We start from the raw sequence: 19934 nt of genomic DNA, 5'->3' as shown, positions 1-19934 counted from the left end.
GCGTCCGGCGATCACCCGACCGCCGGACGCAGACTACTACTTCTTCGGCCAGCTCGGCTGCGAAAGCGCCAGGTCTTCCGGGAACACGGTCACCGGAACACCATCCTGCCACTGGATGATCGTCAGGCTCGCACCCTCGCGCCGGCCCTTGTCGTCAAAGCTCAGCGTGCCGCCGGGATAGTATTCGGCAGGACCCGCATCGAGCTCGCGCAATGCATCGCCCAGCGCGGCGCGATCGCGGCTGCAGCTCTTTTCCAGCGCTTCCTTGAACAGCCAGATATCGCCATAGGTCGAAACGGCGTTCTGGGTCATCCAGGGCTCGCCATAGACGGTGTTCAACCGCTCGATGAGTTCTTCCTGGCTTTTGGTGCCCCAGTTGGCGACGGCGGACATCACGCCTTCAAGCATTTCCGGCGGCATGGTGTTCAAAACCTCCGGTTCGGCAATCGCGATGCCGAAGGAGATCACCGGCACCTGAACCCGGAATTCTTTCATCTTCTCCAGGATCAGCTTGCTGTCGGAAATCACCGTCGGCAGGAAGAACAGGAGGTCCGGCCGTTTCTGGCGCACCTGCTGGACAAGCGAGGTGGCGTCGGCGAGCGGCGGCGTGAACACTTCCTCCAGCACCACTTCGAGGCCGACATCGTCCAAGAGGCCGTTCGTCATGCGCTCGACAGACGAGAGCGACGCGGCGGTATTGTCGGTGATGATCGCAACCGTCTCGGGTCGTTTGCCGGTCTGTGCCTCGGCAAGGTCCAGAATGATCGGCAGGGCAAGCTGCGCCTGGACGCCGGCCGTGGCCGAGGTCTGGAACACGTTCTTGAAACCGCGATCGGTGATCAGGTCGGAATAGGACAGCGTCAGCATCGGCAGGTTGGCCCGCTCCGTTACCTCGGTCACGGCGAGCGTGAACGAGCTGAGATAGGCGCCCGTGCCACCCACCAGTTCCGGATATTCGGCAACCATGCGCTGGGCGGCATTGGTGGCCTTCTCGACCGTATCGCCGGAATCGATCACGACAAGCTCCAGCGGCGCGCCGTTCATGCAGGAAATGCCGCCGGCTTCATTGACGTCCTGCACGGCGAGTTCCGCGCCCATTTTCATCACCGTGCCGGGACGGGCGTAGATGCCCGATGTCGGCGCGATCAGGCCGATCTGGATTGGCTTTTCCTGCGCCAGCGCGGGTATGCCGGCCATCGCGGCGGTGCTCGCCGCGAGCGCAAATGCGAGACTTCTCTTCAATGGATTTGTCATGTTTTCCTCCTCCTTTGTTCAGTTCTGGTTACATTCCAAGATAGGCCTGGCGGATGCGGTCATCGGCCATCAGCGTGTCGCCGTCTCCTTCCAGAACGATGCGACCGGTTTCGAGCACGTAACCGCGATCGGCAAATTGCAGCGCCTCCGCCACGCGCTGCTCGACCAGCAGGATGGCAAGGCCGAGATCCCGCCTGATCTCCATCAGCTTCTCGAACACGAAATCGGCGATCGACGGGGCAAGCCCCATGGACGGCTCGTCGAGCATGATCAGCTTCGGCGAGGACGCCAGACCGCGACCGATGGCGAGCATCTGCTGCTGGCCGCCGGAAAGCGTGCCGGCATACTGCCCGGCGCGCTCCTTCAGCACCGGAAACCAGGTGTAGATCCGTTCCAGGTTCGTCGCCCATTCGTCCCGTCCGGCCTTGGGCACCGCGCCCATTTCGAGATTTTCCAGGACGGTCATCGACGGAAACACCTGCCGGCCTTCCGGGACATGGGCGATGCCCAGATGCGGCCGCCGCGACGGCTCGAGGCTGGAAATGTCCTCGCCCTCGAAGCTCAGCCGGCCGCTTGACGGTGTCAGCGTTCCCGAAATCGCCTTGAACAGCGTCGTCTTGCCAGCGCCGTTCGGCCCGACGACGGAGATGAACTGGCCGGCCCCGATGCTGATCGAAACATCGTGCAGCACCGGAACGCTCGCGGAATAGCCGACGGTGAGATTTTCAATCTTCAGCATGGGCGCTCCACTTCTTGCCAAGATAGGCCTCGATGACGTGCGGGTTCTTGGTGACTTCTTCCGGAGCCCCCTCCATGATCACCTGACCGTGGTCGAGGACCAGAAAGCGGTCGACCAGCTGCACCATGGCCTGCATCGTGTGTTCGATGATCGCCACCGTCACGCCGCTCGCTGACAGCCGCCGGATCACCGCCACCACTTCCGCAGCCTCGTCGCGGCCGAGGCCGGCAAGCGTCTCGTCGAGAAGCAGCGTGTGCGGCTTGCCGGCAAGGGCGCGCGCCAGTTCCATCAGGCGCAGTTCCTTGGTGGTGAGTTCGCCGGCGAGCCGGTCCGCGATCGCCGACAGCCCGACCTGGCGCAGGGCATCGTCGGCAACCTCAGCCGCCTCGGCCTCGCTCCCGGCCCGCACATAGGCCCCGGTTCGGACATTGTCACGCACGCTCATGCGGGTGAACGGACGCATGATCTGGAATGTGCGGCCAACCCCTGCCCGGCACAGCACATGCGGCTTGCTGCGCGCCATGTCCTTGCCATTGACGAAGACCTGACCGGATGTCGGCGTCTGGAAACCGTTGAGGAGATTGAAAAGCGTGGTCTTGCCGGCGCCGTTCGGGCCGATAATGCCGAGGATCATGCCGCGCCGCACCTGGAAGCTGACATCCTGCACCGCCTTCAGCCCGCCGAAATTCTTCGACATGCCGCGGACATCGAGAACGATGTCGGCGCCATCGGCAGCCGGCGTGAATTTCCGCGGTTCGACGGCGACCTCGTCCATCGGTTGCGTTTCAGGATGCGTTTCGGAGGCGGCCTTCTTCCGGGCAGACCCCATCCAGTCGCGCACCTTCCAGAACATCCCTTCGGGCGCGAGCGTGATCAGCACCACGATCGCGACGCCGTAGACCACACCCTGAATGCCGGGAAGAATGCTGCCGAGCTCGGCATGCAGGATTTCCGCGATCGGGATCAGGAAACCCGCGCCGATGATAGGCCCCCAGAACGTGCCGATCCCGCCGAACATCGCCACCGTCAGCGCCTGCGCCGACACCAGCATGCCGAACACGGATTGCGGCGTGATCACCAGAATGACGACCGCATAGAGCGAGCCGGCCATCGCCGCGATCGCGCCGCTGACGGCGATGGCGCGAAGCTTCCAGCGCAGCGAGTCGATCCCGGCCGCTTCTGCCGCCGCCTCGTTCTGCTTGATCGCGATCAGCGCCATGCCGAAGCGGGAGGATTCAATCTTGCGCGACAACAGCACCACGACGATCAGAAACGCCATCGCGATCAGCGTGTAAACCCGCCCGTCGGAGAACTGCATGTAGGCGGCCGGATTGTCATGCACGCGCGGCACGCTGACCTCGGGAAAGCCAAGCCAGAGGAAGACGTACATGAAGGCCAGCGGATAGGCGAGCATGCTGAGCGCGAAATAGTGGCCGCGCAGGCGGAAGGTCGGGAAGCCGATGGCAACGCCAAGCACCGCGCCGATCGCGCCCGACGCGAAGAACATCACCCAGGGCGTGATCGACCAGTAGATCTGCGCCAGCACCGTGGCGAAGGCGCCCGCCCCGAAGAAGGCGGCATGGCCGAAGGATATCAGCCCGGTATAGCCGCTCAGAATGTTCCAGCTCAGCCCGAAGATCGCCCAGATCAGGATCAGCGTCAGCATGAGCTGGTAGTAGGAATTGGTCACGAATGCCGAAAGCGCGAGATAGGCGAGCGCCGGAACGATGAAATAGAGGAGAGATTTGCTGCCTGTCTTCATCATCATGTCCGATCCACATTGCGTCCGAACAGGCCCTGCGGGCGGAGCATGACAACGAGCAGGAAACACACGAAGATGGTCGCGTTCTGAAGCTGCGTCGGCAGAACCAGCGTCGAAAACTGCTGCACCAGGCCGATGATCATCCCGCCCCAGAACGCGCCGATAATGCTGCCGATGCCGCCCAGCACGACGCCGGCATACATGATGATCACATATTCGAGACCGACGAACGGACTGAAGGGATAGCTGGTGGCGAGAAGCCCGCCGGCAATCGCCGTGACCGCCGTGCCGATCGCAAACGCGATCCGGTGCGCCCGGTCGACATCGATGCCCATATAGGTGGCCGCCTCCGCATTATCGGCGGCCGCCCTCAGCGACTTTCCGAGGAAGCTGCGCTGGATCAGCAGCCACAGCGCAATGATGACCGCTGCCGAGACCAGCATGGCGAAAATGCGCGACTTGTTGAAGAACAGCATGATCGGCATGCTCTCGCCGAACGGCTCCAGCACCCAGGCTTCGCTCGAAAGCGGCGTGCGGATCGAAACCAGATCGGCGCCGACGAGGATCATCGCGCCGTTCTGCAGGATCAGCGCAATGCCGAGCGTGAGGATGAGCTGGGCATAATGGCCATCGCCTTCCATCTCGATCGACTGCCGGCCGGTGACGCGGCGGATCAGGAAGCGGTGGATCAGCCAGCCGAAGGCATACATGGCGGGCGCTGCGGCGATGACGGAAAGGTAGGGACCGAGGCCGCTTCCGAACAGCGCCTGAAAGCCGAGCGCGGTGAACACGAAATAGGCGGCATACATGCCGACCATCATGAAATCGCCCTGGGCGAAGTTGATGACCCGCATGATCCCGAAGATCATCGCAAGGCCGACGCACATCAGCCCGTAGATCGCGCCGAGCGATATGCCCGTGATCAGGAGCTGAAGGACATTCTCGATGAAGAACTGGAAATCCGTCACGGGACGCCCTCCCCGGCGTGTGCAGCGGCGAGCTTTGCCACAGCGGCAAGGCTCGCGGCGTCATTGCCGCCCCTGGAAAGGTGATCGATCGCGCCGTCGAGATCGCCTGCCTGACCGGCACCTAGCCGACCTTTCGCCACCTTCGACAGCCGTTCGCGCACCAGCGCGGGCGATGCAGAGCGGATATCGTCCAGCGCCTCCTCGATCACCGCGCCCGCTGCCGTCTCGATCCTCACCCTTGCGCCCTGGCGGGCGGGAAAGGCGCTGTTCAGCTCGTCGGAAATCGAAACCGTGGTCATCCCGATCAGTTCGGCGATGCGCGGATCATCGAGCAGCGCATAATTCGCCTCGGCAATCTCGCCGCGCGCAACCGCCGCCCCCATGCCGAAAAAGATGCTCATCTTCGCCTGCAGCGGCGTTTCGAACGGTCCGCGATAGTTACAGCCCGGATAGTTGAGCGCGGCATCATAGGTCGACAGATGGATGGTCTTGATGCTGTCGCCCTCGCCGATCTGCTGCGCGGCGGCAAGCGCCGCCTGGCAGGGCGACTGGGCAAAATTGCAGGCCGGCACTTCCTTGTTGAACACCGCCATGATCTCGCAGTCTCCCTCTGGATAGAGGACGATTTCGGAGGGCGCCTTCTGGCGTCCGAAAGCTGCGAACAGCCCGGCCACGCCGTCAATGGCGCTCGCGGAGCCATGCGCGCCGAGACGCGCCAGCCGAAGGGCCGTGAGCGCGTTGCGCGAGGCGAAGCCCGGATGGAAATACATGTCGTCCGCGCCGCTGTGCGGCCATTCGTTGAGGCCGCCGGCGGAATTGATGGCCAGCGCCAGCGCGTTGACCGTGGTCTCTCTGTCGAGACCGAGAAGCAGGGCGCCCGCGAGCGTGCCGGAAAGTGGCCCGATCAGTCCGGTCGGACGGAAAAGCCGCGCCATTTCCGGCGTCATCAGGACCCGGCCGACACGACCGCCGATCTCGTATCCGGCAATCGCCGCATCAAGCGGTCGTGTCGCGAGGTCCGCCGCCTCACCGGCAAGCGCCAGAAGCACGGGCCAGATTACAACGCCCATATGCGAAAGGCTGCCGGCATGCATGTCCTCTCGCACGAGACCGTGCCCGCGCACCGCATTGGCAAAGGCCGCATCTTCCGCAACAAACCCGCCAGCCTCGCCAATGATGGCGCACTCGCCAGCCCGGCCGGTGGCAAGCGCAAGGGACTGCCGGCTCCACGGCAGATCCGCCGCTTCAATGGCGCACGACAGGAAGTCTGCGAGGCAGATCACAGCCTTTTCGCGCGCGGCCTTGGGAAATTCGTTTTTCTCGAAAGCCTGATCGACCAGATCCGTCAGAACGGTTCGTGCGGTCATGAAATTCTCCCTCCCATCGGGCTATCCGCCCTATCCTTTCGACTGCCTGCTTTTGCGCGATCGTCCGTCACGCCCCCTTGATCGTCATGCCGCAATCCACCTTGAGCGTGACACCGGTGATGCAGCGGGCATCGGACGAGGCCAGAAACGCCACCGCGCGGGCGACATCCTCAGGCTCGGCAAGCCGGCCGAGCAGCGATTTCGCGGTCCGCTCCTCCCAACCGCTGTCGGTGATGACGGCGGACGCGCCGGGCGTGCGCACGGAACCGGGCGCGACGGCATTGACTCGGATGCCCTTGGGGCCGAGTTCAGCCGCCTGCTGGCGGGTCAGCGCATCGAGCGCGCCCTTGATCGAGGTGTAGACCGAGGCCGTGCCGATCGCGATCGACACCGCGATCGAGGACAGGTTGACGATGCTGGCGTTTTCGCTGTTTTTCAGAAATGGAATGGCCGCCTGCGATGCCCAGAACGTTCCCTTGAGCCCGACATCCAGCATCCGATCGATCTTTTCGGGGGGAAAGACCTCCAGTTCGGCATAGTGGAACGCCACGGCATTGTTGACGAGGATATCGAGCCCGCGGTTTTCGGCAAAGCCTTCGATCGCGGCCATTGTCGCGCCGCGATCGGAGATGTCGCAGCGCAGGGGCACAAGCCTGCCGCCCTCAGCCTCGTCCGCCATCCGGGACAAAGCCTCTCCGTCAATGTCCAATGCGCCGACGGTTGCGCCGCGGGCAATCAGGTCGAGCGCGATCGCGCGTCCGAGCCCATTTCCGCCGCCCGTGACGATGGCGCGCAGTCCTTCCAGCATGAAAATCACCTCCCGTTTCGCGCGGTCTCCCGCCGCGCTTCAATAATCCGTAGCATATAACGACAATAATACAATATTAAAATATGACATAAGCCTTCGCATGGTCTCCTCTCCACAGGCATCATCCGCATTGCCGGTTCTGCACCAGAAAGCGGACCTCAGTGAACGGCGGCGTACATGATCTTTTCCTCGCTTGCCTCCTCCATCGAGAACTCCTCGACAATACGACCCTGCCGCGCCACCAGGATGCGATCCGAGAGGTTGAGCACTTCCGGCAGGTACGAGGAAATCACCACCACGGCGAGGCCGTCATCGGCGAGCTTCTGGATGATCTCGTGAATTTCGGCAATCGCGCCGACATCGACGCCGCGCGTCGGCTCGTCGAAGATCACGATATTCGGATCCTGCACCAGCGCCTTGGCGATCACCACCTTCTGCTGGTTTCCGCCCGAAAGCTCCAGCACCCGGGCATTGGGATCGATCGACTTGACCGAGAGCGCCTTGGTCCAGTGGTCGGCGAGCTGCCGCATCTTGCGCCGGCTCACGAACCACGAGCCGCCCTTGTCGGCGGCCAGCGCCCCGATATGGATACTCTCGGCAATCGACATGGTCTCGAAAATACCCTCGACCTTGCGATCCTCGGTGACATAGGAAACGCCCGCCTTCACCGCCGGCCGGGGAATCCGGTAGCGCACCGCCCTGCCCATCAGCCGTACGATGCCGCCGTGAAAGAAGTTTCGCTTCACGACGCCCGACACGACCTTGAAGGATTCGGTCCGCCCCGACCCGATCAGCCCGAAAACGCCGGTGATCTGGCCCGCATAGACCGAAAAGGAGGTATTGCGCACCATCCGCCCCATGGACAGGTTCTGCACGCTCAGCACCTTCTTGCCGTAAGGCCGCGTCGGCCGGCCGGCCGCGCGTTCATATAACTGGCTCGACAATGTTCGACCAACCATCGATCGGATGATCAGGTCGCGATCGAATTTCGAGGTATCGTCGGTGATAACGTGCTGACCGTCGCGCAGCACCGTGATCCTGTCGGAGATCGCGAGCGCCTCTTCCAGCGCATGCGAGATGAAGACGATCGAGACATTGCGCTGTTTCAACCGCTCGATGAGCTCGAAGAAATAGTGCTTTTCCTCGGGCGTCAGCGTCGCCGTCGGTTCATCGAAAATGATGACGCGCGCGTTCTTGCGCACCGCACGGGCAATCTCCACCATCTGCCGCTGGGCCGCGCCGAGCGTCGAGACATTGGCGGTCGGATCCACCGGAAAGTTCAGCGATTGCAGGAATTGCTGCGCGGCGATGTAGAGCCCGCGCAACCGGTTGAAGACCTGCTCGTCGCCGAGAAACAGGTTCTGCGCCACCGTCAGCGAGGGCACCAGGCTGGTCTCCTGAAACACCATGGCGATGCCGTGCCGCAGCGCATCGCCGGGCGATGACAGGGTGATCGGCTTGCCATCCAGCAGTATTTCGCCGCTGGTCGGGGCAACCGCGCCGGCAATCATTTTCGTCAGCGTCGATTTGCCTGCCCCGTTCTCGCCCAGGATCGCGTGAACGCGGCCCGCCTCGAGTTCAATCGAAACATCGGAAATCGCGGGTACGCCCCTGTATTCCTTGGTAATTTTCTTGAGCTGGAGCAAAGGCGTCATTGTTCCTCTCCCGCATGATCGAGGGCGCCATTGTCGGTATCGGGCGCTATCGCTCCGATCACGCCGTCGCCCCGGCTGGCGAATACCACCGCGCCGTTCCATTCGCACAGGCTGACAATGCCATGCCGTTTTCCATCCGCGCGACTGTGGAAGGATTGCAATGGCTGAAGGTCGGGCCCGAGCCGAACCGCAAGCCCGTAGGATCGCGTCGGCGCCCAGGGCTTGTAGATGCCATGGACCCGCACGGCCCCGCCCTGCATCGGTTCGCGAAACGACAGGCCCGAGCGCAGCGACGGCGCGACCCAGTATTCCTTCGGCAGTTCCGCCAGCATCCGGCCGCAATAGCCGCGTTCGCGAAGGACGAACTCGATGAGCTGGCTGCGCGGCGCGAACACGGCAAGCCAGGCGCCGCCATCCGCGCTTGCCGACAGCCGGCCGGGATAGCCCGGAAGATCATCCGCCACGATCTGCGGGCGGGCATTGGCCTTCCGGAGATCAAAGCGCAACAGACGATGGTTCCAGCTTTCCGAAACCACCAGCCCGCCATCGTGAACGAGCACCCCGTTGGGAAACGCCAATCCGGTTGCGATGGCGGCTGCGGCTCCGCTTGTCAGATCGACTTTCCAGACCGACCCGCTCGACCGCCTTTCCATCAGGTCGCGCTGCCATTCACCCGCCTCGTTATGCGCCGATCCGATCGCCACGAACAGCGTATGCGGCCCATGGAAACAAAGCGCGGTCGGGCCGAATGCGGGCGATGAGCCGAAGCGGTCCACCTGCAATCCGTCATGAGCGCCGCCGACTATCCTGACGCCATTGCCCGAAAGGCCGAAGGCAAGGGCGCCGTCGGAGCCGGACGCCAGCGCCGTCACCGGGGTCTCGAATGCATGGATCTGTTGCGGCTCTCCGGATGTCGCGCGCGTCAGCCGGTAAAGGGCGTTCGCGCTGGAGAAGACGAGATCGTCGCCCGACGCGGCGAGATTGTCCGGCTCCGCCGCGGCCGCGAGCACCGGGGCCTCGTCGAGCCTCGAATTCGGACGCAACACGCCGTCCATCGAAGGCACCGTCGCGCCGTCCCTGCGGATGAGCCTGCTCAGAAAATTCATCATGTCCGCCCCCAATAGCTGGAGAAACCGGTCCAGGTCTCGTCGACACCGTCGAGCTTCAGGCTGCCGATGCGGTTGTTGAAGATGCCGCCGATATAGAGCCGGCCCTTGTGCTCGCGCATCGAGGTGATCATCGGGTGGTTTTCGCCCGCCTTGTCCCAGAGGCTTTCCAGCACCTTTCCGTCTTCGCTGAAGCGCAGGATGCAGCCATTGTTGATGTTGGGGTAAAGCCATTCATCGGCCGAGACTTCCTGCGCCATCCGCTTGCGGAAGCCCGGCATGCGCAGCGCCAGATCGAGCGCCGGCGAGCGCATGCCCATCACCGCCATCCAGTAGGTGCCATCGCTCGCCCGGTTGATGTTGTCGGGATAGCCCGGCAGGTTCTCGACAACGGGCTCGACCTTGCCGGCCTTCGGCCCGTCGAACCAGTAGCGGCTGATGCGGCAGGCCCAGCTTTCGGCAAACAGGATCGACTGACCGTTGTGGCTAAGCGTGATGCCGTTCGGGAACGTCAGGTTGCGGGCGACCGTGTGGGTGGATTTCTTCGCCGGATCATAGCAGACGATCCGTCCGCTGGGCCGGCTTTCAAGCGCATCGGAGGGCCAGCTTGCCATGTCAAACCGAATGGTCGCCTCGCTGAAGAAAATCCGGCCGTCCGGCGCGATGTCGCAATCATCGGTCAGCCGCAGCCGGGAATCATCGATGATCGAGAATAGCGAGCGGTTGGTTTCGTCGGTCAGCTTTTCGACGGTCCTGTCCTGGTGAACGCGGTAGAGCCCCATGCCGCCCACGCAGACGACGATATTGTCCTGGGCGTCGATCGCCATGCCGAGCGGATGGCCGCCGATATGGGCGAAAACATGGGCTTCCTGGTGATCCGGGCCGTCGAGCCGCATGATATTGCCGTGACGGTCGCCGCAATAGAGATTGCCGGCGCTGTCGAAGATAACATCCTCCGGGCCGTCAAGCTGGCCCACGCCGTGAATATCGACAGCACCCAGCCTGTCATTGGCCGCGAACGGCGAGCCCGTTCCCGCATCGGTGGAGGGTGGCGCGGGCAGCGCGTAATAGGTCGGCGACATGTAGACGCGCGAGAGGATCTTGTCGCGGTTCTTGACCCAGCGCACGTCGAAGCCGATTGCCGCGAGCAGGATCAGCCCCAGCACGAACTGGCCCGCGCCGCTCTGCAGGCCAAGCTGCACCACCGCCAGGCTGACGATCTGCACGATCATCGCCCCGATGACGGCCTTGGCGACCGAGCCGCGGCCGCCGCCAAGGCTTATGCCACCGACGATCACCGCCGTCAGCGCCAGAACCTCCAGGCCGACGCCCGGATAGGAGCCGCCATTGCCGAGCCTTGCGGCGTAAAAGAACGACGAGATGCCGCAGAACGCGCCGGAAAGCACATAGGTGATGCAGACTGTGTAGGGCACGTTGATGCCGGCATTATGCGCCGACCGTCGCGACCCGCCGACCGCCATCACGTGCCAGCCAAGCCGGGTACGACTGATGACGATATGCATCAGCGCGGCCGCCACCAGGAACAGCACGAAGCTGACCGGAATACCGAGAATATTGCCCGCGCCGAGGAAATCCCAGATGGCGTTGTCGTAATATCCGGCGGAAATCTGGAGGGCATAAGCGAGAAGCAGCGTATCGACCAGCGCCCTTATGCCGATCAGCATGACGAGCGTCGTGAGGAACGCCCGCAGTTTCAAAACGCCGACGAGCAGGCCGTTGATCAAACCGACGAAGGAGCAGAGCGCCACCACGGCGACAAAGACAACGCCAACCGGCAGTCCGAAGATATTGGTGAGCGCGAGCGCGAACAGATTGCCGAGCGCGAAATTGGAGCCGACGCTGAGATCGATGCCGCCGCCGAGCACCACCAGCATCATGCCCAGCACGACGAAGCCGAGCTCGCCGATCTGGCGGGTGCCGTCGGAGACATTGGCCGGCAGGAAAAAATTCGGAACGATGCTGCCGAAGACCACGATGATGGCGACCAGGATCGCGGCCGGCACGATATTGTCGATCCAGCTTTTCGACAGCAGCTCGCCGAAAATATGGGTCGGGATCCATTTGTGGCGCCAACGCACGAACATATCCGAAATTCTCTGCGAGGATTTCGACGATTGACTGATGGTTTCCATGACGGCCTGATCTCGAAGCAATGGGAAAGTGTGCCGGGCCGGCAATGCCGGCCCGGTGATCGCGTCGCGCGTTACTTGAAGTCGTCCATCACCCAGCAGGAATCGGGCTTCAGATTGTCCTTCGTCAGCACGACCATGTCGGTCGGCAGGCTGAAGGCCGGCATGTCGACCGGCGGTTTGGACTGCAGGAGAATCTTGATGACGGTGTTGATGTCATGCGCCATCGTGCGGACATCGTAGCTCATATAGGCGGAATAGGTGCCGTCCAGGAGCTTGTCGCAGGCCGCTTCCTTGGCGCCCCCGCCCGACGTCACCACATAGACCGGCTCGGCAAGGTTCGCTTCCTTGACGGCTGCGCCAGCACCAATGTCCATGCCGTCCCAGAAGCCGACGACGCCGCAGAGATCAGGATGCTGCTGCAGCACCGTCTGGGTGATCTCATGCGCCTTGCCGGCATCCCAGTTGGCGGACTGGTTGGACACGACCTCGATTTCCGGATGCTCGGCGAAGACGTCACTCACGCCCTTAAGCTGGTAGGCGCTGGCGGCCGAGGTCAGGATGCCCTGCAGGATCGCCACCTTGCCGGAACGCCCGGTGCCCTCGCCGCACTTTGAAACGATGTATTCCGCTTCCGCCGCGCCGTTGAGCTGCCAGTCCTCGCCGATATAGTGGGTCGGCACCACCGATTTGAGGTTCACAGCCACGAGCTGGATGCCGGCGGCCTTCGCCTTCTTCAGGATCTTGGCGTAGGACTGCAGATCGGGGTTCATGTAGACGATGATGTCGGGCTTTTCGTTGATGAGCTGGTTCATCGCCTGCGAGCCGACATCGGTATTCCAGTTGGGATCGCGCACGATGATCTCGTAGCCGAGTTCGTCAGCCTGTTTCTGCATGCCGGCGAGCCAGCCCTGCGCGAGATCGAAGCTCATCGAGAACGGCACATAGCCGATCTTCTTGCCCTTGAAGGCTTCGAAATAGGGCGCGAGCGTGGGATCCTCCAATCCTTCGGCATGCGCCGCCGTGATTTGCGGAGCAACCGTCAATCCGGCCAGCCCGATTGCAGCTCCGAGCGCCAGGAACCGCTTGAAAACGCCCCCCCGCTTCAGTTGATGAAATGAAAACATGCCTTCTCCTCCTGTTGAATTCCGGTTTTCCGCCAGCCCCTCGCCGGCTTAGATATCCCCGTGCTGTGAGGTCTGCTCGTCACGCGGGTTGACGAGCGTGTCGATCGTGATCGCCACGAGCAGGATCACCGCCTTGATGGCGTTCTGCACGGTGAACTGGACGTCCATGATCGTCATGCCGTTCAGGAAGGTGCCGATCAGCAGAGTCCCGACGATGACGTTGCGGATGCCGCCGCGCCCGCCGGAGAGGCCCACGCCGCCGAGCACGACGACGAGGATGACGTCGTAGATCAGCAACGTATCGGAAATCCGGGTGTTCATGCTGCTGACGGTCATGGCCTGGGTCAGGCCGGCGATGAAGGCAACGAGGCTGCTCAGCACATACTGGCCGATGAGCACATGGCGGATCGGCACGCCGCTGACCCGAGCCGTGGCATAATTGTCGCCGACCGCGTAGCTGAAGCGGCCGAATTTTGTGAAGTGCAGTATGGCGCCGACCAAAGCGGCGACCGCAGCAAACACAACGACCGGCATCGGCAGGCCGAGAAAGCGGCCCTGGCCCAGCTCCACGAGATTGCCAACGGCGGGCGTGACATAGACCAGATCGCTGTGGATCAGCGCGAAGCGCCCGAAACCGTAGACACAGGCGCCGGTGGCGAGCGTGGCGAAGATCGGTGGGATTTCGGCATAGGCGATCAACACGCCGTTGATCAGCCCGACCAGAACCGCGCTTGCGATCCCGATCGTCAGCGCCATCGTGAGGCTCATTCCGTCGGCGTTCAACTGCAGCGCCCAGGCCACTGACAGCGCCATCGTCGCAACCATCGAAAGGTCGATCCCGCGTCCGATGACGACGATGCACATGCCGACGCTGAGGATGCCGAGAACGGAGACGCCGCGCATCAGGAGAACGAGATTCTGGGTATTCAGAAAGCCCGGCAATGCTAGCGCGAAAATCAGGAAGATCAGCACGAAGAGAAGGAAAACGACCCTCTCCTGATTGAGGTCGGACACCAGGCTCTTCATCATCAAACCCGCCCCGGCCCGAACGACGCCGTCTCGCGGAGATCGCCGGAATGCCCGGCTGTCGTGACTGCTTGCCTCAATGTCCCCTCCTCCGGTCACATTGTCGCGCCGCGCTCCCCCGCGGGCCGATCAACCGGAGTCTTCTCTACCACAAAACTACAATAATACAATATTAAAATCATTCCGTTTCAGGTGACCGAATGACGACCGGAACGACTTGGAAATGTCGCACTCGTTTCGAAACGCCAAAGGCCGTCCAGGATGATGAAAACGCGATTGCGGCTTGTGGAAATGGGGCATCGCGGCCCCGAGCGCGACCATCCGCCGGCGTCCGGCTTCACGCTGGATGAAAGACGTGTGGCTCGCTCATGGCATGAATAGAACGCGCTGCCGTGGTTGGCCCGGACGCTCCTATGGCTGTCCGGCCAAAACTGACCGCCAACTGGATCGGCTGACACCCGGCTTACCTCGGCCCGTTAACCGAAAGCGCGGGTGCCGGGAAGCGTCTGGCGGCTTCTCGAATTTCAGGCGGATGGTGTAGAGGAATAGTGACGCCTCAGACAGCCCGGGAGCATGCCATGATAACCGATCCGACAACTCTGCACATCCTGCACATATTCTACCTGGTTGCCCTGGCTGCCGAAGCCATGACCGCAGCGCTTGCAGCCGGGCGGCGTAGCATGGACTGGGTCGGCGTCATATTGCTGGCCTGCGTCACGGGACTGGGCGGCGGCTCGGTGCGGGACCTGCTTCTCGATCATCATCCCCTGTCCTGGGTCGGCTCGCCGAGCCTGCTTCTGGTAACCAGCGGCGCCGCCATACTGACGATCATGATTGCAAGGCACATGCACCGGCTGCAACGTCTATTCCTGTTTCTCGATGCAGTCGGGCTCGTTGTTTTCAGCGTCATCGGCAGCAATATCGCGATCGGCCTGGATCAGCCGATACTTGTCGTCATAGCGGCGGGCATGATCAGTGGCTGTGTCGGCGGCGTCCTGCGCGATATCCTCTGCAACGACGTGCCGCTCCTGTTGCGCGCCGAGCTTTATGCGACGGTTTCGATCATCACCAGCGCAATTTTTGCCGGCGGCGGGCGGCTGGGGTTCGATCACAATCTGGTTCTGCTGCTGGCCGTCGCCACAGGCCTTTGCCTCCGAATGCTGGCTTTGCGGTACAACTGGAGCATGCCGAAATTCATCTACAAGCACGATCTAGACTGAACCGGCAATAAGCCCTGCTCCCGGCCATGCCAAAGCCAAGACCGGCGAGGTCTACACAAGCCGAATCGAGCGCTGAAACGCGTCCCGGATACCGTGCAGCGCCGCGAAAACGCCCGGCAGGGGAAAGCATGCCGTAAAAACAACGATGATAACTTTGAAAATGGTGCGGTCGAGAAGACTCGAACTTCCACGGGTTGCCCCACAGCGACCTCAACGCTGCGCGTCTACCAATTCCGCCACGACCGCATCGTGGTAGATGCCGGTTTGTGCCGGCGCCGCAGCATGTAGCAAAAGCAAACTCGCCACACAAGCGCCATTGATCGTTTTTTTTCATTTCTGCACGCGAAGTGTGAAACCGCGCTTTCCGCCCGCAGCGGCAGGCCTTGCGGCGCTTGCCGTCCCGCCCCAAATCTGCAAGGAGAAGGCCGAAGGATCCGCACATGCAAAGAAGCGACATCGAGACCCTGATGCAGCCCGAACCCGGCAGCCCGCCGGTGCGCTGGCGGGTGAGCGAGGGACTGACGGAATACCCGCAAGCGCTGGCTGAAATGGAGCGTGAGGTCGACCTGATCGCGTCCGGCGAGGCGGACGAACTCGTCTGGCTGGTCGAGCATCCGCCCCTCTATACCGCCGGCACCAGCGCCAATGCCGGCGACCTGCTGATCGCAGACCGATTCCCTGTCTATGACACCGGCCGCGGCGGCGAATATACCTATCACGGCCCCGGCCAGCGGGTCGCCTATCTGATGCTCGATCTGAAGCGCCGCCGCCGCGATGTGCGCGCGTTTGTCGCCGCGATCGAGGAAACCATCATCAAGACGCTTGACCAGATGAATGTGCGCGGCGAGCGGCGCGAGGACCGGGTCGGCGTCTGGGTCCGGCGGCCCGAACGCCCGCCGCTGCCGGACGGCTCCATGGCCGAGGACAAGATCGCGGCGATCGGCATCAGGCTTCGGCGCTGGGTGAGCTTTCACGGCCTGTCGATCAATGTCGAGCCGGAACTCGAGCATTTCGGCGGCATCGTGCCCTGCGGCATTTCAGGCTATGGCGTCACCAGTCTCGTGGATCTCGGCCTGCCGGTGACCATGGGCGATGTCGATATCGCGCTGCGCAAGGCCTTCGAGGATGTGTTCGGGGAAACCGAAAACGAGGGCTGACCCTGCTACTGCAGCGTCCTGTTGCCTGTCGCAAAGCCTGAAAGACGCGCGCGCGATGCGCTGCCTTTCGCATCGCCGTCGCGACGGCCGGTTTTTCCCACGCGGTTGATGCCCATCACCATGTCGGTGTGTTTAAGCCCGGCCTCGCCGCAGTCTTCTTCCCAGTCGCCGGAAATCAGCCAGAACGGTCGCACGCCGAAGATCGCGGCGATCTTCACCAGGCGCTCGACGGTGGGTTCGGCGCGGTCGCATTCCCAGTTCCGCAGCGTCAGGGGTGCGACGCCAAGCCGCTCGGCCGCGGTATTGAGGCTGAGCCCGGCGCTCTCGCGGGCGGCAAGCAGCCTGCCGCCGAGCGTGTCGTCGGCGTAGAATTTCTCGTCCATTGCGCTTCCTTCCCGAAAACCGCGCCGGTTTGCCCGATCTTGACCCTTCATAGCCAATCGCGGGCAAAACCGCCACCCACGCCCGCCGCTTTCCGCAAATCAGCTGAAATTAGTCGCTTGCATACTTGCCGACGATGGAGCGCGCATGCGAAACTCTGTGCACGAAAACAAGAGAATCCGGGAGTAACGCCAATGGATGTACGCGCCGCAGTGGCTGTTGAAGCGGGAAAGCCGCTGGAAATCATGGATGTTCAGCTCGAAGGGCCGAAAGCGGGCGAAGTCCTGATCGAGGTCAAGGCCACGGGCATTTGCCATACCGACGATTTCACCCTGTCGGGCGCCGACCCCGAAGGCATTTTTCCGGCGATCCTCGGCCATGAGGGCGCGGGCGTGGTGGTCGATGTCGGCCCGGGCGTGACCTCGGTGAAGAAGGGCGATCACGTGATCCCGCTCTACACCCCGGAATGCCGCGAATGCCCGTCCTGCCTGTCGCGCAAGACGAATCTGTGCACCGCTATCCGCTCGACCCAGGGCCAGGGTCTGATGCCGGACGGCACGTCCCGGTTTTCGCTCGATGGCAAGCCGCTCTACCACTATATGGGCTGCTCGACCTTCGCCAATTTCACCGTGCTGCCCGAAATCGCGGTCGCCAAGATCAACCCGGACGCGCCTTTCGACAAGGTCTGTTATATCGGCTGTGGCGTGACGACAGGGGTCGGCGCGGTGATCAACACGGCCAAGGTGGAAATCGGTTCGACCGCGATCGTCTTCGGCCTCGGCGGCATCGGCCTCAACGTCATCCAGGGGCTCAGGCTTGCCGGCGCGGACATGATCATCGGCGTCGATCTCAACAACGACAAGAAGGAATGGGGCGAGCGCTTCGGCATGACCCATTTCGTCAATCCCAAGGAGATCGGCGAGGAGATCGTGCCCTACCTGGTCAACCTCACCAAGCGCGGCGCGGACACGATCGGCGGCGCGGACTACACGTTCGACTGCACCGGCAACACCACCGTCATGCGTCAGGCGCTGGAAAGCTCCCATCGCGGCTGGGGCAAGTCGGTCGTCATCGGCGTTGCCGGCGCGGGCCAGGAAATCTCCACCCGTCCGTTCCAGCTCGTCACCGGGCGCTCGTGGATGGGCACCGCCTTTGGCGGCGCGCGCGGGCGCACCGATGTGCCGAAGATCGTCGACTGGTACATGGACGGCAAGATCGAGATCGATCCGATGATCACCCATCTGCTGAAGCTCGAGGACATCAACAAGGGCTTCGATCTCATGCATAGCGGCGAGAGCATCCGCTCGGTCGTCCTCTACTGATGGCATTGACCGTCGATATCGCCCGGCTGGACGCGCTCACGCCGGGCGAACTGCATGACCTGCTCAGGTTGCGAATCGACGTGTTCGTGGTCGAGCAGAACTGCCCCTACCCCGAGATCGATGGCAAGGACCCTGAGGCGCTGCATCTGCGCCTTCTGGACGACGGTCGGCTGGCCGCATATGCCCGTATCTTCGCAGCCGGTGAGACTGCGGGCGAAGCGCGAATCGGCCGCGTCGTCGTCGCGCCCGGCTATCGCGGCCAGCGGCTTGGCGAGCGCGTGATGCGGGAGGCGATTGCCGCCTGCGGCAAGCTTTCGCCGGGCGCCGTTATCGCGATTTCCGCGCAGGCGCATCTGCAGCGCTTCTATGGCGGTCTCGGCTTCAGCGTGACCTCGGCGGAATATCTCGAAGATGGCATCCCGCATGTGGACATGATCCGCGCCGCCGAGAGGATCGCCTCATGATCTATGTCGATGCCGATGCCTGTCCGGTGAAGCCGGAGGTGATCAAGGTGGCGGAGCGTCACGGGATGCGCGTCACCTTCGTGGCCAATACCGGCCTGCGCCCGTCGCGCAATCCGATGATCTCCAATGTCATCGTCTCCGGCGCGTTCGATGCCGCCGATGACTGGATAGCCGAGCGCGCCGGTGTGGGCGATATCGTCGTGACCGCCGATGTGCCGCTTGCCGAGCGTTGCGTGGTTGCCGGCGCGCTTGTCACCGGCCCGACCGGCAGGGTCTTCGACGACAAGAATATTGGCATGGCCCGCGCCATGCGCGATCTCGGCCAGCATCTGCGCGAGACCGGCGAGAGCAAGGGCTACAACGCCCCGTTCTCGGCCCGCGACCGATCGGCCTTTTTACAGACCATGGAACAGCTTTGCCGCAAGGCGAAGGCATCCGGTGAATGACGAAGGAATCACGATGAACATCATTTCCGAAAACACCGCCTTTGGCGGCATGCAGGGCGTCTTCTCGCACGAATCGCAGGTTTGCGGCACGGAGATGACCTTCGCGGTCTTCCTGCCGCCGCAGGCCACGGAGCGGCCCTGCCCCGTGCTCTGGTATCTCTCCGGCCTCACCTGCACCCATGCCAACGTCATGGAAAAGGGCGAGTACCGGCGCATGGCCGCCGAGCTCGGCCTGATCATCGTGTGCCCGGATACCAGCCCGCGCGGCGCAGACGTTCCCGATGCGCTCACCGACTGGCAGATCGGCAAGGGGGCAGGCTTCTATGTCGATGCCACCGAGGAGCCGTGGTCGCGGAACTACAGGATGGAAAGCTACATCACGGAGGAGTTGCCGGCGCTGATCGCCAAGAGCTTCCGCGTCGACATGGATCGCCAGGGGATTTTCGGCCATTCCATGGGCGGCCACGGCGCGATGACTCTGGCGCTGAAAAACCCCGGGCGCTACAAGAGCTGCTCGGCTTTCGCGCCGATCGTGTCCCCCTCCACATCGGCCTGGGCGCAGGGTGCGTTCACGAAATATCTCGGGGCCGACCAGTCCGTCTGGCGCAAGCATGATGCCTGCGCGCTGGTGGAAGACGGCGCGCGCTTTCCCGCCTTCCTGATCGACCAGGGCAAGGCCGACAATTTCCTGGAGGACGGGCTGAAGCCCTGGCTGTTCGAGGAGGCGGTCAAGGACACGGATATCGACCTGACGCTGCGCATGCACGAGCGCTACGACCACTCCTACTACTTCATCTCCACCTTCATGGACGATCACCTGCGCTGGCACGCGGAACGGGTTTGAGTGACCGCCGAACAGCGCCGCCGACCATGTAGCCATTGGTAGGTATTGGGAGCCTTGCCGTTCACAATCTCCCCCCTTGAGGCCAGGGCTATGGCATATGGCGTAGCAGCCTGCTCCCAATACTCTCTCCCGCTGGCG

18 protein-coding genes and 1 tRNA gene are annotated in these 19934 nt (G+C 62.9%); 6 read left to right on the top strand and 13 right to left on the bottom strand.

Going from position 1 to position 19934, the window contains the following annotated elements; genetic code table 11:
- Positions 1-36 precede the first annotated feature (36 nt).
- The 11 genes from Mame_RS13990 to Mame_RS13940 all read right to left on the bottom strand — a co-directional run bounded on the left by Mame_RS13990 (position 37) and on the right by Mame_RS13940 (position 13965).
- Positions 37-1254, bottom strand: coding sequence for an ABC transporter substrate-binding protein (locus tag Mame_RS13990; RefSeq protein ID WP_033409395.1), 1218 nt, complete (start codon positions 1252-1254; stop codon positions 37-39).
- 28 nt (positions 1255-1282) lie between these two features.
- On the bottom strand, positions 1283-1993 hold the full coding sequence (locus tag Mame_RS13985) for an ABC transporter ATP-binding protein (RefSeq protein WP_018063100.1): 711 nt from the start codon (positions 1991-1993) through the stop codon (positions 1283-1285).
- Positions 1980-3761, bottom strand: a complete 1782-nt coding sequence (locus Mame_RS13980) for a branched-chain amino acid ABC transporter ATP-binding protein/permease (RefSeq protein ID WP_018063099.1) — start codon at positions 3759-3761, stop codon at positions 1980-1982. The genes Mame_RS13985 and Mame_RS13980 overlap by 14 nt, the downstream gene beginning before the upstream one ends.
- Positions 3758-4723 (bottom strand): branched-chain amino acid ABC transporter permease, encoded by a 966-nt coding sequence (locus Mame_RS13975; RefSeq protein ID WP_018063098.1) that lies wholly within the window; start codon positions 4721-4723, stop codon positions 3758-3760. Before Mame_RS13975 ends, Mame_RS13980 begins: the two co-directional genes overlap by 4 nt.
- A complete protein-coding gene (locus Mame_RS13970) occupies positions 4720-6090 on the bottom strand; it encodes an MmgE/PrpD family protein (protein WP_018063097.1) in 1371 nt (456 codons plus the stop codon). Before Mame_RS13970 ends, Mame_RS13975 begins: the two co-directional genes overlap by 4 nt.
- A 67-nt stretch (positions 6091-6157) precedes the next feature.
- Positions 6158-6898 carry an SDR family NAD(P)-dependent oxidoreductase gene (locus Mame_RS13965; protein ID WP_033409446.1) on the bottom strand — a complete coding sequence of 247 codons (741 nt, stop codon included), beginning with the start codon at positions 6896-6898 and terminating at the stop codon, positions 6158-6160.
- 158 nt (positions 6899-7056) lie between these two features.
- A complete protein-coding gene (locus Mame_RS13960) occupies positions 7057-8553 on the bottom strand; it encodes a sugar ABC transporter ATP-binding protein (protein ID WP_018063095.1) in 1497 nt (498 codons plus the stop codon).
- On the bottom strand, positions 8550-9662 hold the full coding sequence (locus Mame_RS13955) for an NHL repeat-containing protein (protein WP_033409392.1): 1113 nt from the start codon (positions 9660-9662) through the stop codon (positions 8550-8552). The genes Mame_RS13960 and Mame_RS13955 overlap by 4 nt, the downstream gene beginning before the upstream one ends.
- The gene (locus tag Mame_RS13950; RefSeq protein ID WP_033409443.1) at positions 9659-11764 is read right to left on the bottom strand and encodes an ABC transporter permease; all 2106 of its coding nucleotides are present in this window, start codon (positions 11762-11764) and stop codon (positions 9659-9661) included. The genes Mame_RS13955 and Mame_RS13950 overlap by 4 nt, the downstream gene beginning before the upstream one ends.
- A 119-nt stretch (positions 11765-11883) precedes the next feature.
- Positions 11884-12936: a sugar ABC transporter substrate-binding protein gene (locus Mame_RS13945; protein ID WP_018063092.1), complete on the bottom strand. Its 1053-nt coding sequence runs from the start codon at positions 12934-12936 to the stop codon at positions 11884-11886.
- Positions 12937-12984: 48 nt separating this feature from the next.
- Complete coding sequence (locus tag Mame_RS13940; protein ID WP_018063091.1) at positions 12985-13965, bottom strand: ABC transporter permease; 981 nt, start codon at positions 13963-13965, stop codon at positions 12985-12987.
- Positions 13966-14540: 575 nt separating this feature from the next.
- Here Mame_RS13940 and Mame_RS13935 point away from each other — a divergent pair.
- Positions 14541-15182, top strand: a complete 642-nt coding sequence (locus Mame_RS13935) for a trimeric intracellular cation channel family protein (RefSeq protein ID WP_018063090.1) — start codon at positions 14541-14543, stop codon at positions 15180-15182.
- A gap of 161 nt (positions 15183-15343) precedes the next feature.
- Here Mame_RS13935 and Mame_RS13930 read toward each other — a convergent pair.
- Positions 15344-15428, bottom strand: a tRNA-Leu gene (locus Mame_RS13930).
- 194 nt (positions 15429-15622) lie between these two features.
- Here Mame_RS13930 and lipB point away from each other — a divergent pair.
- A complete protein-coding gene (gene lipB / locus Mame_RS13925; RefSeq protein ID WP_018063089.1) occupies positions 15623-16339 on the top strand; it encodes a lipoyl(octanoyl) transferase LipB in 717 nt (238 codons plus the stop codon).
- A 5-nt stretch (positions 16340-16344) separates the two neighbouring features.
- On the opposite strand, the gene Mame_RS13920 is transcribed toward lipB, so the two are convergent.
- Positions 16345-16722, bottom strand: a complete 378-nt coding sequence (locus Mame_RS13920) for a helix-turn-helix domain-containing protein (RefSeq protein ID WP_018063088.1) — start codon at positions 16720-16722, stop codon at positions 16345-16347.
- Positions 16723-16914: 192 nt separating this feature from the next.
- Between Mame_RS13920 and Mame_RS13915 the strand changes: the two genes are divergently transcribed.
- From Mame_RS13915 to fghA, 4 genes are read left to right on the top strand one after another with little or no spacing between them, the layout of a single operon-like run.
- Complete coding sequence (locus Mame_RS13915) at positions 16915-18042, top strand: S-(hydroxymethyl)glutathione dehydrogenase/class III alcohol dehydrogenase (protein WP_018063087.1); 1128 nt, start codon at positions 16915-16917, stop codon at positions 18040-18042.
- A complete protein-coding gene (locus Mame_RS13910) occupies positions 18042-18506 on the top strand; it encodes a GNAT family N-acetyltransferase (RefSeq protein ID WP_018063086.1) in 465 nt (154 codons plus the stop codon). Before Mame_RS13915 ends, Mame_RS13910 begins: the two co-directional genes overlap by 1 nt.
- Entirely contained in the window at positions 18503-18952 is a 450-nt protein-coding gene (locus Mame_RS13905) for a YaiI/YqxD family protein (protein ID WP_018063085.1), read from the top strand. Before Mame_RS13910 ends, Mame_RS13905 begins: the two co-directional genes overlap by 4 nt.
- Before the next feature lie 13 nt (positions 18953-18965).
- On the top strand, positions 18966-19796 hold the full coding sequence (fghA, locus tag Mame_RS13900) for an S-formylglutathione hydrolase (RefSeq protein WP_026173181.1): 831 nt from the start codon (positions 18966-18968) through the stop codon (positions 19794-19796).
- Positions 19797-19934: the final 138 nt, after the last annotated feature.

Source organism: Martelella mediterranea DSM 17316 (genome assembly GCF_002043005.1).
Lineage (GTDB): Bacteria > Pseudomonadota > Alphaproteobacteria > Rhizobiales > Rhizobiaceae > Martelella > Martelella mediterranea.
Note: the sequence above shows the minus strand (reverse complement) of the source record. Positions and strands in the feature narration are given on the sequence as shown.